Source organism: Arthrobacter sp. GMC3 (assembly GCF_002929305.1).
GTDB lineage: Bacteria > Actinomycetota > Actinomycetes > Actinomycetales > Micrococcaceae > Specibacter.
This window is the reverse complement of the sequence record NZ_PJIO01000011.1, coordinates 22,292-34,511: the sequence shown is the minus strand read 5'-3', so window position 1 is coordinate 34,511 and position 12,220 is coordinate 22,292. Positions and strand designations below refer to the sequence as shown.

General features: G+C 60.9%; 14 protein-coding genes. 6 read left to right on the top strand and 8 right to left on the bottom strand.

The genetic code is table 11. The features are described 5' to 3' along the window. Nucleotides 1-52: 52 nt before the first annotated feature. From CXQ94_RS16515 to CXQ94_RS16500, 4 genes are all read right to left on the bottom strand, one after another. Entirely contained in the window at nucleotides 53-1,627 is a 1,575-nt protein-coding gene (locus CXQ94_RS16515; RefSeq protein ID WP_104091677.1) for a molybdopterin-dependent oxidoreductase, read from the bottom strand. A 153-nt stretch (nucleotides 1,628-1,780) separates the two neighbouring features. After that, nucleotides 1,781-2,578: an anti-sigma factor gene (locus CXQ94_RS16510; RefSeq protein ID WP_104091676.1), complete on the bottom strand. Its 798-nt coding sequence runs from the start codon at nucleotides 2,576-2,578 to the stop codon at nucleotides 1,781-1,783. After that, nucleotides 2,578-3,159 carry an ECF RNA polymerase sigma factor SigK gene (gene sigK, locus CXQ94_RS16505; RefSeq protein ID WP_104091748.1) on the bottom strand — a complete coding sequence of 194 codons (582 nt, stop codon included), beginning with the start codon at nucleotides 3,157-3,159 and terminating at the stop codon, nucleotides 2,578-2,580. The genes CXQ94_RS16510 and sigK overlap by 1 nt, the downstream gene beginning before the upstream one ends. Nucleotides 3,160-3,241: 82 nt before the next feature. Continuing rightward, complete coding sequence (locus tag CXQ94_RS16500) at nucleotides 3,242-3,919, bottom strand: fasciclin domain-containing protein (protein ID WP_104091675.1); 678 nt, start codon at nucleotides 3,917-3,919, stop codon at nucleotides 3,242-3,244. Between the two features lie 223 nt (nucleotides 3,920-4,142). Here CXQ94_RS16500 and dapE point away from each other — a divergent pair, with 223 nt between their 5' ends. After that, nucleotides 4,143-5,225, top strand: a complete 1,083-nt coding sequence (gene dapE, locus CXQ94_RS16495; protein ID WP_181034267.1) for a succinyl-diaminopimelate desuccinylase — start codon at nucleotides 4,143-4,145, stop codon at nucleotides 5,223-5,225. Nucleotides 5,226-5,371: 146 nt separating this feature from the next. Here dapE and CXQ94_RS16490 read toward each other — a convergent pair whose 3' ends face one another. The 4 genes from CXQ94_RS16490 to CXQ94_RS16475 form a co-directional block, all read right to left on the bottom strand. Then, nucleotides 5,372-6,214 carry an amino acid ABC transporter permease gene (locus CXQ94_RS16490; RefSeq protein ID WP_104091674.1) on the bottom strand — a complete coding sequence of 281 codons (843 nt, stop codon included), beginning with the start codon at nucleotides 6,212-6,214 and terminating at the stop codon, nucleotides 5,372-5,374. Then, a complete protein-coding gene (locus CXQ94_RS16485) occupies nucleotides 6,211-6,861 on the bottom strand; it encodes an amino acid ABC transporter permease (RefSeq protein WP_104091673.1) in 651 nt (216 codons plus the stop codon). The genes CXQ94_RS16490 and CXQ94_RS16485 overlap by 4 nt, the downstream gene beginning before the upstream one ends. 86 nt (nucleotides 6,862-6,947) lie before the next feature. Then, nucleotides 6,948-7,787, bottom strand: a complete 840-nt coding sequence (locus CXQ94_RS16480; RefSeq protein WP_104091746.1) for a glutamate ABC transporter substrate-binding protein — start codon at nucleotides 7,785-7,787, stop codon at nucleotides 6,948-6,950. Nucleotides 7,788-7,926: 139 nt separating this feature from the next. Next, on the bottom strand, nucleotides 7,927-8,682 hold the full coding sequence (locus tag CXQ94_RS16475; RefSeq protein ID WP_104091672.1) for an amino acid ABC transporter ATP-binding protein: 756 nt from the start codon (nucleotides 8,680-8,682) through the stop codon (nucleotides 7,927-7,929). Between the two features lie 121 nt (nucleotides 8,683-8,803). Between CXQ94_RS16475 and CXQ94_RS16470 the strand changes: the two genes are divergently transcribed. The 5 genes from CXQ94_RS16470 to CXQ94_RS16450 all read left to right on the top strand — a co-directional run bounded on the left by CXQ94_RS16470 (nucleotide 8,804) and on the right by CXQ94_RS16450 (nucleotide 12,187). Further along, complete coding sequence (locus CXQ94_RS16470; protein ID WP_104091671.1) at nucleotides 8,804-9,574, top strand: TIGR00730 family Rossman fold protein; 771 nt, start codon at nucleotides 8,804-8,806, stop codon at nucleotides 9,572-9,574. 48 nt (nucleotides 9,575-9,622) lie between these two features. Further along, the gene (locus CXQ94_RS16465) at nucleotides 9,623-10,021 is read left to right on the top strand and encodes a DivIVA domain-containing protein (protein WP_258067136.1); all 399 of its coding nucleotides are present in this window, start codon (nucleotides 9,623-9,625) and stop codon (nucleotides 10,019-10,021) included. Nucleotides 10,022-10,023: 2 nt separating this feature from the next. Beyond that, on the top strand, nucleotides 10,024-10,629 hold the full coding sequence (locus CXQ94_RS16460) for a DNA-3-methyladenine glycosylase I (RefSeq protein WP_104091744.1): 606 nt from the start codon (nucleotides 10,024-10,026) through the stop codon (nucleotides 10,627-10,629). Beyond that, nucleotides 10,626-11,864 carry a hypothetical protein gene (locus CXQ94_RS16455; protein WP_258067135.1) on the top strand — a complete coding sequence of 413 codons (1,239 nt, stop codon included), beginning with the start codon at nucleotides 10,626-10,628 and terminating at the stop codon, nucleotides 11,862-11,864. The genes CXQ94_RS16460 and CXQ94_RS16455 overlap by 4 nt, the downstream gene beginning before the upstream one ends. Before the next feature lie 155 nt (nucleotides 11,865-12,019). Then, nucleotides 12,020-12,187, top strand: a complete 168-nt coding sequence (locus tag CXQ94_RS16450; protein ID WP_104091670.1) for a DUF3117 domain-containing protein — start codon at nucleotides 12,020-12,022, stop codon at nucleotides 12,185-12,187. Nucleotides 12,188-12,220: the final 33 nt, after the last annotated feature.

Sequence of the window (12,220 nt, the reverse complement as noted above, 5' to 3'; positions counted from 1 at the left end):
CACGGGCGCGCCCCCGAAAACGCGTATCCGCAGTGCGGGACGGATGCCGCTATCAGGTGACCGTGAAGGTGATGGAGTGCCAGCCGGTGGAGCCGTCGGGCTCCGGTGGGGCCTGCTGTTCGATTTGCAAGGTGCCATCGGTGTCGTAGGCGCGTACCTTGACGTTGTGGGTTCCTGCCGGGGCGCCGTTCCAGATGTACGACCACTGGCGCCAGGTGTCTACTGAGGCCTCTGCGGCCAGGGTTGCCGGCTGCCAGGGACCATTGTCGAGCTGGATCTCCACCTTGGAAACGCCCCGCTGCTGCGCCCAGGCACTGCCGCCAATGGCCACCGTACCTGCGGGCACCCTGCCCAGGGCGCGAGGGACCTCCACCCTGGACGCTGTTTTGATGGGGCCGTGCGAGGACCAGCCGCGCGAGGTCCAATAGCCTGCCTTCTCGGCAAAGGTGGTCACCTCCAGGTCCACCACCCACTTGGTGGCGGAGACAAAACCGTATAGTCCTGGCACCACCATGCGCACAGGGAATCCGTGTTCCAGCGGCAGCGGCTCGCCGTTCATGCCGACGGCCAGTAAGGCGTTTCGCCCGTCTTGCAACACAGGCAGCGGGGTGGAGGCGCTGAAACCGTCCGAGCTCGTGGAGAGCACCATGTCGGCTCCGGCCTTGGGTTTGGCCCGCGCCATGACCTCGCGCAGCGGGTATCCGAGCCATTTGGCGTTACCTGCCAGATTGCCGCCCACCACATTGGAGACGCAGGTCAGGGTCAGGTACGTTTCCACGAGGTCGGCGGCTAGTAGTTCGTCGAAGGTCATGGTGAATTCCTCCTCCACCATGCCGTGTACGCGCAGCTTCCACTGGCTCGGATCGATCTCCGGCACAATCAGGGCGGTGTCGATCCGGTAGAAGTCTGAATTGGGTGTGACAAACGGGGTGACCCCTTCAGCGGGAGCCTGAACCCCCGCCGGCAGCGGTGTTGCCAATTTTTTGGCTGCTGGCAGTTTCAGTGCGTCCCTCACTTGTCGGGCCGTGTTGCGGGCCGTGGAAAGTATATTGGCGCTGACTCCAATGACGACGGCGGCGCCCGCCAAGACCGCAGACCTCACCAGAAACGTGCGGCGGCTTTGCAGGGTGGGGGATACCACGGCGTCGGATGCCGGTGCTGACTCCATTTTGACCGCGGGGGTCAGGTATCTCAGCGCCACCAAGCCCGCCGCGGTGCCTACCAGAAGCGGAATCAAGTCCGCGATGCTAGCGCCTGAGCGGGTGATGATGCAGATGCCCATGACGACGGCGAATGCCACCACCAGGGTGGCTCCTGCCATGAACTTCTTCCTGGCCACAATTCCTGCGACGGCCGCGAGGATGATTGCACCTGCGGCCAGTGAGAGCAGCAGGACGGTTTTGTCGTTGGTGCCAAAGGTGGCGATGGCAAAGTTCTTCATCCATGCCGGGGTGAAGTCGATGAAGGTGGATCCGACGGAGGTCAGCGGGGAGGCCACGGTGGCAAAGAATGCTGCGAGTAGTTCTGCCACGGCAAACAAGATGCCGGCGGCGATGATGCCTGTGGCTGCGCCGCGCAGAACCCAGCGCCAATTCCTTCCCAGCAGGCCTTTTTTGCGGTTTGCCATGACTAACTCCTTTGAACAATGGGTGGCTGCACGGAGGGAACTGGCAGCAATGCTTGTCTGTACTTCGGAGCCGGGCACCGGGCGGATTGGAAATGGTGGACCCTCGCAAGGAGGATCCACCATAGTGTCCGTTGTTGTTCAGTTTTTTGGCGCTTAGACCGACTGGATCGCCTGCACCAGGATCGGCGTTGTAGTAGGTGAGGGTGAGCCACCTTCGGGTTCCACCGTGATGCCAACGTGGGTGGCCCCGCCCATGGGGCCCTTGAGCACTTGCATGCTGGGGGCGGCAGGGTCTTGATCGCCCATGAGCCCGGCCGGCACGGCCCCGGCAGCGGAGATGAACCACAGCTCGTAGGTCTTCCCGGCAGGCGGGGTAGGCAGGTCCTTGACCATGACCGCAGCCTGGTTGGCAGTCGCCGATGAGGCAACGGTGACCGTCCCGCCCGTGGGGACCACTGTGGTGGCTATCTTTGCATCAGGGGAAGCCATGATGGCAAGCATGGCCTGTTGCTGCGCCTGTGCCGCCGAGAGCTGCTGGTGCAAATCGCTTTGTGAGGAGCTCTGGCCAATCACCCAACCACCTACACCCACTCCGGCAAAGAGAGCCAGAGCCGCGGCAACGCTGACTAGTGGCACCCATCGGCTGCGCTCCTGGGTGGAGGGGCGTCTGCGGCTGGCCGCTTTTCGGCCGGAAGAGATGTCCCTGACAACTGAGGAGGCTGGCAGTTGGCGGGTGTTGCGGATGGCGGCCATGACATGGGCTTTCATCTCCGGCGGCGGAACTTCGGCAGGAGAGGCAAAAGCCAGAAGGGCAGCTGTTTCGCTGAGGCCGCGGACTTCTTCTAACGCGTCGGGGTTGCCCAGGGCGTATCGTTCAAACTCTGCACGATCAGTATCTGACAGGGCATTGAGGGCATAAGCCCCGGTGAGTAAATGCAATTGTTTTTCCATCACGCCACCCCTAACCTGTCTCTGAGCCTGATCATGCCATCACGTATTCTCGTTTTAACCGTACCCACCGGGATTTTGAGCAGTTCAGCCACTTCCTGGTGTGTGTATCCACCGTAGTAGGCCAAGCTGATGGCTTCCCGTTGCGGCTCAGTCAACGTTTCCATGGCCTTGTGGACCCTCGCCGACTCCATGGCGGTCTCCACGGTGTCCGCCACGTCGTCGTAACTTTCCTGGTACTCCTTGATTCCTTGGCGCATGTCCCGGTCAGTACTGGCCTGGCTGGCCCGCACACGGTCAACGGCCCGGCGGTGGGCGATGACCAAAATCCAGGACATCGCCCGCCCCCTGTCAGCATCAAAACGTGCCGCCTGCTGCCAGATGTCAACAAAGACTTCCTGTGTCACTTCCTGGCTTTGGGACGGGTCCCGCACCACACGGCGCACCAAGCCAAACACTCTGGGGGCTACGGCGTCGTAAAGTTCCTCGAAGGCCGCCTCGTCGCCGAGGGCGACGAGGCGGATAAGGTCCTCATGAGTCGGAGGTTCCAGCGGCTTCACTGCCCGCAACCAAGGTAAACGCATGGTGTCTACCTTGTCACGATCACCGCTCATGAGCTCTGTCCTTACGCTTCGTGTTGCTGCTGGGATTCGTTGTTACGGGAGATTACTGCTTGGCCGGCGGCATCAGCACGGTGTCGATGAGGTAGACGGTTGCGTTGGCCGTCTTGACCCCTCCACAGATCACCTTGGCTCCGTTGACCATCATGTTGTCGCCGCTGCCTGTCACATCCAGGGTGCCGCCTTCGGCGGTTGCGTGAGTGCCGTCGATCTGGCTCGGTGAGAGCTGGCCGGGGACCACGTGGTAGGTCAGGATCGAGGTCAGCGTGGCGGAATCTGTCTTCAAACCGTCAATGGTTGCTGCCGGGATCTTGGCAAACGCGTCATCCACCGGTGCGAAGACGGTGAACTGGCCGGAGTTGAGGGTGTCAACCAGGTTGACGTTCGGGTTCAGTTGCCCGGAGACTGCGGCCGTCAGGGTCTTCAACAACGGGTTGTTGGAGGCTGCCGTGGCTACCGGATCGGCTGCCATGCCTGCCACTGAACCGGCGCCGCTGGGAACTGCTGCGGCGTAGGCTGCACAGCCTGGCCCCACCAAGTCGCTGGCGCCGGCCATGGGGGCCGTGGTTGCTGGAGCAGCTGAGGAACTCATGGGTGCCGAGGAGGTCGACGGTGATGCGGTGGTGCCTCCGCTGCAGGCCGTCATGCTCATGGCAGCGATGGCGAGGATGCCAAGGCCCAGGCTGAGGTTCTTGCGGGTTCCAAGCTTCTTGGTGGTGTTCATGATGATTCTCCATACCTTGAGAGCGGATACTTCCACTTGCTTCCCGCACCGCTTTCATTCGTTGTGGTGTGGGCTGTCAAGGAGTACTTCGGAGCCAGTGCAATCCCGGATTGGATGAGATTGGGAGAACTTTTTTCCCGACGGGTCGCCCCGGTAAACTGGGCCTGTGACTTACGACGACGAATCCTCCTCCGCCCTTTCACCCACCATCACCACGGGCGGGGTGGAGCGAAAGCGCCTCGACCTGACCCAGGACGTGGCCGCGCTGACGGCGGCTGTCATGGACATTGAGAGCGTCTCCGGCAACGAAGCAGCGCTCGCCGACGCCGTGGAGGACGCCCTACGCGCACTGCCGCACCTAGAGGTCACCCGCAACGGGGATTCAATAGTGGCCCGGACGTCCCTGGGACGGGCGGAGCGGATCATTTTGGCCGGCCACCTGGACACCGTGCCACTGCCCACGGTGGCCGGTTCGCGAGGCACGGTGCCCAGTTCCTGGGACGGTGAGGTGCTTTATGGGCGCGGTGCCACGGACATGAAGGGGGGCGTGGCTGTTCAGCTCGCCATTGCGGCCACGGTGCCCGAGCCGAGCAAGGACATCACCTTCATCTTTTACGACCACGAGGAAGTTGCAGCGGTCAAGAGCGGACTGGGGCGCTTGGTCAGGGAGAACCGGGAACTCTTGGACGCCGATTTCGGCATTCTGCTCGAACCGACCAACGGCACGGTGGAAGGTGGCTGCAACGGCACCATCCGTTTTGATGTCACCACCCGCGGCTTGGCAGCGCACTCGGCTAGGGCCTGGATGGGCCAGAACGCCATTCACGCAGCCGCACCCATCCTCTCCCGGCTTGCCGCCTACGAACCCGCCACCATCAACGTCGACGGCCTCGACTACAGGGAATCCCTGAACGCCGTGAAGATCCATGGCGGCACGGCAGGGAACGTGATTCCCGACTTGTGCGTGGTGGAGGTCAACTACCGTTTTGCCCCGGATAAGACCCCGGATCAGGCAGAGGCCCATGTGCGTGAGCTATTGGCAGGCTTTGAGATGGTGTGCACCGACTCCTCGGCGGGAGCCCGCCCGGGCCTGAACGCCCCTGCTGCCGCGTCCTTCGTGGCCGCGGCTGGCCGGGAACCGCTGCCCAAGTACGGGTGGACGGATGTGGCCCGCCTGTCCGAGATGGGCATCCCTGCCGTCAACTTTGGCCCCGGCGACCCGTTGCTGGCTCACAGCGATAACGAGCACGTTCCGGCTGCCGATATCCGGGCTTGCCTGGACGCGTTGACCCGCTGGCTGGCATAGCAGAGGCGGTTTCCGGGCCGGCATTTTTCCGGCGACTATCCGACACGTCGGCCGCGAGCGGCCTTTGGTGTCTCCTTTACGTCGCCTACAAAAAACGCCGGCCCGGAAACCGCCTAGCTCGTCATGGTCACGGCACCGCCAGCGGGTTAGCCGGCCGTGCCTACCTTGACCTTGACGATCTTGACGCGGGAGGACATCTTGGATTCCACCAGCTTGGCTATGCCCGAGAGGATCAGGCACATGCCCACGTAAAGGACGGCGGCGACCATGAAGGCCGGAACCACGGGAGAGCCGTACTGGCCCTGCGAGCCAAGATAATTCGCGTAGTAGATGATCTCGTTGTACGTGATCAGGAAGCCAAGGGCGGTGTCCTTCAAGATGACAACAAGCTGGGCAATGATGACCGGAAGCATGGAACGGACAGCCTGTGGCAGCAAGATGATGCGCAGCACCTGGCCCTTGGACAGTCCCATGGCCAGCCCGGCTTCACGCTGGCCCTTGGGCAGGGACTCGATTCCCGCTCGGAATGCCTCGGCCAAAACAGAACCGTTGTACAGGATCAGGCCCACCACCACGGCAAGGAAGGGTGTGATGCCCTTGACCCCTACCGAGGGAAGCCCGTAGTACATGATCATCATCAGGATCAGCAGCGGCACTGCGCGGAATAGTTCGGTGAACCAGTAACACGGCACCCGCACCCACTTGTTGTCCGACAAACGGCCAAAAGCGAGCAGAACGCCCAGAATCAAGCTGCCGACTGCCGCGACGGCGAATGCCTTAAGCGTGGCACCGATGACCGTCAGAAACATTTGCTGGACGCGCGGGAAGGTAAAGATCTCCCACTTCTTGGCGGTGAACTGGCCGGATTCGTAGAACCTGTACAGGATGAAGGCAATGATGCCGACCGCCACTATGACCGTGATGATGTTGAGGTATACGTTGCGAGTGCGGGTTTTGGGGCCGGGAACGTCAAAAAGTACTGAGCTCATCGCGCCACCCTCCACTTCTTCTCTAGGTAGCGTTGCAGCGGCGTCAGGATGCCCAGCACCAGTACAACAAAGATCAAGGCCACCCAGAGCAGGCCGGGCAGCAGGGGTTCGCCGAGGTCGCTGAGGGTGGCACGGATGCCACCGGCCTCCACCACGCCAAAGCCGGCAGCTACCGTGGTGTTCTTCAATAGAGCGATGAAGACGCTGAACAGCGGGGGCACCACGGAGCGGAACGCCTGCGGCAAAACGATCAGGGACAGTGTCTGCATGAACGTCAGCCCGATGGCACGTGCGGCCTCGGACTGGCCGACGGAGACGGTGTTGATGCCGGAGCGGATTGCCTCGGAAACATACGTTGCCGTGTAGAGCGAAAGGCCCACAATGGCGGCAAACATATAGTCGAGGTGGGGCAGCCCGAGCCGCGGGTAGCCCAAGGCAAAAAACGCCAGGATAAGGGTCAATGGGGTGTTGCGGACGGCGTTGACGTAAATGGTTCCGGCAGCGCGCATGGCCGGTGCGGGAGAGACTCGCATGCCAGCGACGATGGTTCCCAGGATTAGGGCGAAGAACGCGGAAAAGACAAACAAGATTCCGGTGTTCTTGAACCCCGAGAGAAACACCTCGCGGTTGTCAATAAGTACATTCACAAGGCAGTGTCGCTTTCAGTGAATTGGAGAGGGCGAACGGGTGGTGTTGCCCCGTCAAGCGGGGCAACACCACCCGTTAGGGACTGTTAGTACTGGTCGACCTTGGGCTGCTCAACCTTGGTACCGGACTTACCCAGTGTGGAATCGAAGATCTTGGTCCAGGTGGCGTTGCCATCCGTCAAAGTCTTGTTCAGGAAGGTACGCAGTGCCGTGTCACCCAGTGGCAGGCCGATTCCGTACTTCTCCACCGTGAACGGCTCGCCAACAACCTTCAGGTTGTCGGGGTCCTGAGAGGCATAGCCGAGCAGGATGGCCTGATCGGTGGTCACCGCATCAACACTTCCAGTCTTGAGCTGATCGACACACTTGGAGTAAATGTCGAACGACACCGGGTCGGCCTTCGGGAAATTATCTACGATGTTCTGAAAGGGCGTTGAACCCGTGGCGGAGCAAACTTTCTTGCCGTCCAAGTCCTTCTCGCTCTTGATGGTGTCATTCGACTTCTGCACCAGCAGGCCCTGACCTGTGATGAAGTACGGTCCGGCGAAGTCGACAAGCTTCTTGCGCTTGTCGGTGATGGAATAGGTGCCCACATAGAGGTCGACATCGCCATTGGCAAGTGCCGACTCACGGTTTGCGGACGGGATGGGCTTGAATTCGATCTTGTTCGCGGGAACACCCAAGGACGCCGCCATCCAGTTGGCGATCTCGACGTCGAAGCCGCTGCGCACACCCGTGGCGGCGTCAAGGAAGCCCAGACCGGGCTGATCTTCCTTGACACCGATGCGGATGGTCCCGGAGGACTTGATCTTGTCAAAGGTGGGGCTGCCTGTCAGGGCAACATCCTTGGCTACTTCAAAAGCAGGGGAGGAGGCGCCGGCGCCAGGATCGGCACTATTTTCGGTGCCGGCGCCGCAGGCGGTCATGGTAAGAGCTGCTGCAGTGACAATCGCCGCAAAGCCGAGGCTCTTTCGGCTGAGAAATTTCTTCAAGGGGTTCCTTTCAAAGACGGCGCGAGTGAGGGCCGTTTGTAAGTACATGGAAAATTTGTGGAAAAGTGCGGGACTAATTGGTGAGGATTTTGGAGAGGAAGTCTTTGGCACGGACGCTTTGTGGGTTGGTGAAGAACTCGTTCGGAGTGGACTCTTCCACGATCTGGCCATCGGCCATGAAAACAACCCTGTCCGCAGCCTTGCGGGCAAAGCCCATCTCGTGGGTGACCACCACCATGGTCATGCCTTCCTTGGCGAGTTCCACCATGACGTCCAAAACTTCATTGATCATTTCCGGATCCAGTGCACTGGTGGGTTCGTCAAAGAGCATCACCTTTGGCTTCATTGCCAAGGCACGTGCAATTGCGACGCGTTGCTGCTGGCCACCGGAAAGCTGGGCAGGCAGCTTAGCCGCCTGATGCCCCACGCCCACACGTTCCAGAAGCGCTAAAGCCTGCTTCTCGGCGTCGGACTTGGAAACACCCTTGACCTTGATGGGGCCAAGGGTCACGTTTTCGAGGATGGTTTTGTGCGCAAACAAGTTAAACGACTGGAAGACCATGCCGACGTCGGCGCGCAGATTGGCCAGTTCCTTCCCTTCCTTGGGAAGTTCCTTGCCTTCGATGGTGATGGAACCGTCGTCAATGGTTTCAAGCCTGTTGATGGTTCGGCAGAGGGTTGATTTTCCTGAACCGGACGGCCCAATCACCACCACCACCTCGCCCTTGGCGACCTGCAAATTGATGTCTTGCAGAACATGGAGGGCGCCATAGTGCTTGTTGACGGCCTTCATTTCCACAAGGACAGGTGACGGTACGGGATTAGTCATAAATTGAACCTACCCAACAAAAGTGATCCAAGTTACACAATTTCGCCATTCGGTGTGGATCGTGACAGGAACGAGATATTGCGGGCATCGGAGTCCGGTGCTTTCACGTAGCCTTAGTTCCATGAGTGCACCAACAGGTTCCAACGCCCCCCGTCGTCTCACGAAACAGCCCTATGGCAGTTGGAAAAAAGGCACGCCCGGGGGATCAACGGCCGATGCCCGACTCCTGGACACCCCGCCCAGCAGCGACTTTACGCACACCGATCCGTGGCGGGTCATGCGCATCCAGAGCGAGTTCGTCCAGGGCTTTGATGCGCTCTCCGACATTGGCCCGGCCATCAGCGTCTTCGGCTCCGCCCGCACCAAACCGGAGAACCACCACTACCAGACAGGCATGGATGTTGGCAGGTTGCTGGTGGAGGCCGGGGTTGCCGTCATTACCGGCGGCGGGCCTGGCTCCATGGAGGCCGCCAATCGTGGTGCCAGTGAAGCGGGTGGGCTTTCCATTGGGCTGGGGATCGAGCTGCCCTTTGAACAAGGCATGAACCAGTGGGTGGGCCTGGGCGTTGACTTCCGCTACTTCTTTGCCCGCAAAACCATGTTCGTGAAGTACGCGCAAGGGTTTGTGGTGCTGCCTGGCGGATTGGGCACCCTTGATGAACTGTTTGAAGCCATGGTGTTGGTTCAGACAAGCAAGGTGACCCAGTTCCCGATCGTGCTGGTGGACCGGGCGTTTTGGTCGCCGCTACTGACCTGGATTACCGACACCATGGTGGCCGAAGGCCTAGTGTCTCCGGGCGATCTGAACATTATCCAATTGGCCGACACCCCGGAGGAAGCTGTGGCCCTGGTCATGGCGGGGGAAGCTGGCCTGAAGGTTGCCCAAGGCTAAGACAAGATTAACCCGAACCCGTCGAGTTGATCTGGCACCATTGGTACTGTGAGCTACTTCCTGATCTTCCTAGCAGTCATGCTGGCTGCCGCGGTGGCCGTGTACGTGGTCGGCCTCAAAAAGCCGGATACTGGCGCCGCCATCTACCAAGACGGGCTCAGTGAGCCCGTCTCCGGGCTCCCTCCCGTGCTGTTGCCGGAGCGCCCGGCACCCGCCGACGTCGATAAGCTGCGGTTCTCCCTGGGCCTGCGTGGCTACCGCATGGACCAAGTCGATGAGGCGCTAGACAGACTCCGCGACGAGCTCGCAGCCAAGGACGCCCGGATTACGGCTCTAGAGGCGTCCGACGGCGCGGCGGCCCCTGAGGCTCTCGGGGCGCCTGTTGTTGTGGACCTGTCCGAGGATGCTGAACTCCCCGGACCAGACTCCGCTCAGGCGAGCGCATGAACATGGATGAGGTGATTGTCGGGGACGACGGGAAAGCCCGGTGCCCGTGGGCTGGCCTGGGCAAGGATGAGCAGTACCAGCGCTATCACGACAAGGAGTGGGGCCGCCCCGTCACCGGTGAACGTGACCTTTTTGAGCGGCTCAGCCTGGAAGCCTTCCAGTCGGGACTGAGCTGGATCACCATTTTGCGCAAGCGCGAGGCCTTCCGGGCAGCTTTTGCCAACTTTGAACCAGCAGTGGTGGCAGAGTTCGGGCAGAGCGAGATTGACAGGCTCATGGCCGATGCCGGGATTGTCCGGAACCTGATGAAGATCAAGGCAACTATCGGCAACGCCAAGGCACTCCTGGCGCTTCCCGAAGGCACCACCTTGACCTCCGTGGTGTACGCCCATGCCCCTGCCGAACCAAGGCCCCTCCACGCACCCATCCCATCGTCGACGTCGGAGTCCACGGCTCTGGCCAAGGAACTGAAGAAGAAGGGCTTCGCCTTTGTGGGGCCCACCACCGCCTACGCCATGATGCAGGCAATCGGCCTGGCCAACGACCATTTCCCTGGCTGCTGGGTGGCGAATTCGATGCCCGGCGCCACGGTGGGTGAGATTGCGTGATTGGCACTTCCGCCATGGAGCACCCCACTATCAACGATCGCCTTTATGGGCTGGTGCAACGCGGCCTCACTCCCTTGAAGGGTGTGTCTTGGTGGCTGCAGGTCACCTTGATCTATGTGGCCGCCCGCATTGTCTCTGTGGGGATTCTTATGGGCGTTGCCTGGCACCAGGGCGCCAGCCCGTGGGGAGCCGCCCAGCCCGACTACCTGAGCTTCATCAATATCTGGGACAGCGAGTGGTACCAGCGGATCTTCACTGACGGCTATCCCACCACCATCCCCAGAAATGCCAACGGCACAGCCCAGACCAACGCCTGGGCGTTTTATCCGCTCTTTCCGCTAATCGTCAAGGGACTGCACGCGCTGACGGGACTTGGCTGGGTGGTGTTGGCCCCTGCGGTGGCAGCACTTGCCGGACTCGGTGCCGCCCTGGTGATCTACAAACTCTTCCGGCTATTTGCCCCACACGGCACAGCCATGTGGGGTGTGGCATTCTTTGCCACTTTCCCGATTTCTGTGATTCTGCAGATCCCTTATGCCGAGTCACTGAGCACTTTGCTCCTAGCTGCCGCACTGTACTTCCTGATCAAACGCCAGTATTGGTTCGCCGTGCCCGCGGTGATCCTGCTGTGCCTTTCACGGCCCGCAGGGGTGCCGTTTGCCGCCGTCGTCGGCCTGCACCTGATCTTGCGGTGGTGGCATCGTCGTCAAGACCCGTTCCCGGGGCGGGAGATGCTTAGCGGGGCAGTGCTGCTGGTGGTCAGCGCCGTCATGGCGTTCGCCTGGATGCTCATTGCGTGGGCCGTGACGGGGGAGGCGAGCGCCTACACCGACACGGAAACGGCCTGGCGTGGCAGTCCCTTGGTGCTTTTCAAGCCCTGGTTCGACGCCGGTGCCGCGTTGGTGGGTCCACTGTGGGGTCCGCTGCTGCCGCTTCTGCTGGTGGCGCTGGCCGCTCTTTACTTGAACTCCCGATCGGTGCGCAAGATTGGCGTGGACCTTCGCCTGTGGTGTGCCATGTATCTGTTCTACCTGCTGGCGGTGCTGCACCCGCAGACCAGCACGTTCCGAATGATGCTGCCGTTCTTCCCGCTGGCCCTGGCGGCGGCCTTCATTTCGAGCTCCCGCGCTTACCGGTGGACAGTGCTTATTATGTTCACCGTTTTGCAGCTTGTGTGGGTCGCATGGCTGTGGCAGTGGACCGAATTGCCCGGTGGGGGAGATTGGCCACCGTAACATTGCCGAGGTTTCTTCTATGACGAGAGAGTGCCTCGATTAGCGCCCGGTGCCCGAAGTACTGAATAATGGACTGTGAGGGATACAACACGAACCGGCTGGTGAGTAAGGCTCATCAAAGATGTTGGTTCGTACTATGAAAAGGGGAAGTCCTGATGGCGGCCATGAAACCCAGAACCGGCGACGGTCCAATGGAAGTGACCAAGGAAGGGCGGAGCCTGATCTTGCGACTACCACTAGAAGGCGGCGGACGACTTGTTGTGGAAATGAACGCCGCTGAGGCGACCAGTCTGAAAGAGTGCCTGGTCGGCGTGACCGAGTAGTTTCGCAACACCAACGTAGTAACGAACGGGACA

Bases quoted from the DNA above. Each gene is read 5' to 3' on its own strand.
- CXQ94_RS16460 (WP_104091744.1), top strand. From the start codon at position 10,024: ATGGATGAGGTGATTGTCGGGGACGACGGGAAAGCCCGGTGCCCGTGG.
- CXQ94_RS16515 (WP_104091677.1), bottom strand. From the start codon at position 1,627: ATGGCAAACCGCAAAAAAGGCCTGCTGGGAAGGAATTGGCGCTGGGTT.
- CXQ94_RS16480 (WP_104091746.1), bottom strand. From the start codon at position 7,787: ATGACCGCCTGCGGCGCCGGCACCGAAAATAGTGCCGATCCTGGCGCC.
- CXQ94_RS16490 (WP_104091674.1), bottom strand. From the start codon at position 6,214: ATGAGCTCAGTACTTTTTGACGTTCCCGGCCCCAAAACCCGCACTCGC.
- CXQ94_RS16450 (WP_104091670.1), top strand. From the start codon at position 12,020: ATGGCGGCCATGAAACCCAGAACCGGCGACGGTCCAATGGAAGTGACC.
- CXQ94_RS16500 (WP_104091675.1), bottom strand. From the start codon at position 3,919: ATGAACACCACCAAGAAGCTTGGAACCCGCAAGAACCTCAGCCTGGGC.
- CXQ94_RS16510 (WP_104091676.1), bottom strand. From the start codon at position 2,578: ATGGAAAAACAATTGCATTTACTCACCGGGGCTTATGCCCTCAATGCC.
- sigK (WP_104091748.1), bottom strand. From the start codon at position 3,159: ATGCGTTTACCTTGGTTGCGGGCAGTGAAGCCGCTGGAACCTCCGACT.
- CXQ94_RS16470 (WP_104091671.1), top strand. From the start codon at position 8,804: ATGAGTGCACCAACAGGTTCCAACGCCCCCCGTCGTCTCACGAAACAG.
- CXQ94_RS16475 (WP_104091672.1), bottom strand. From the start codon at position 8,682: ATGACTAATCCCGTACCGTCACCTGTCCTTGTGGAAATGAAGGCCGTC.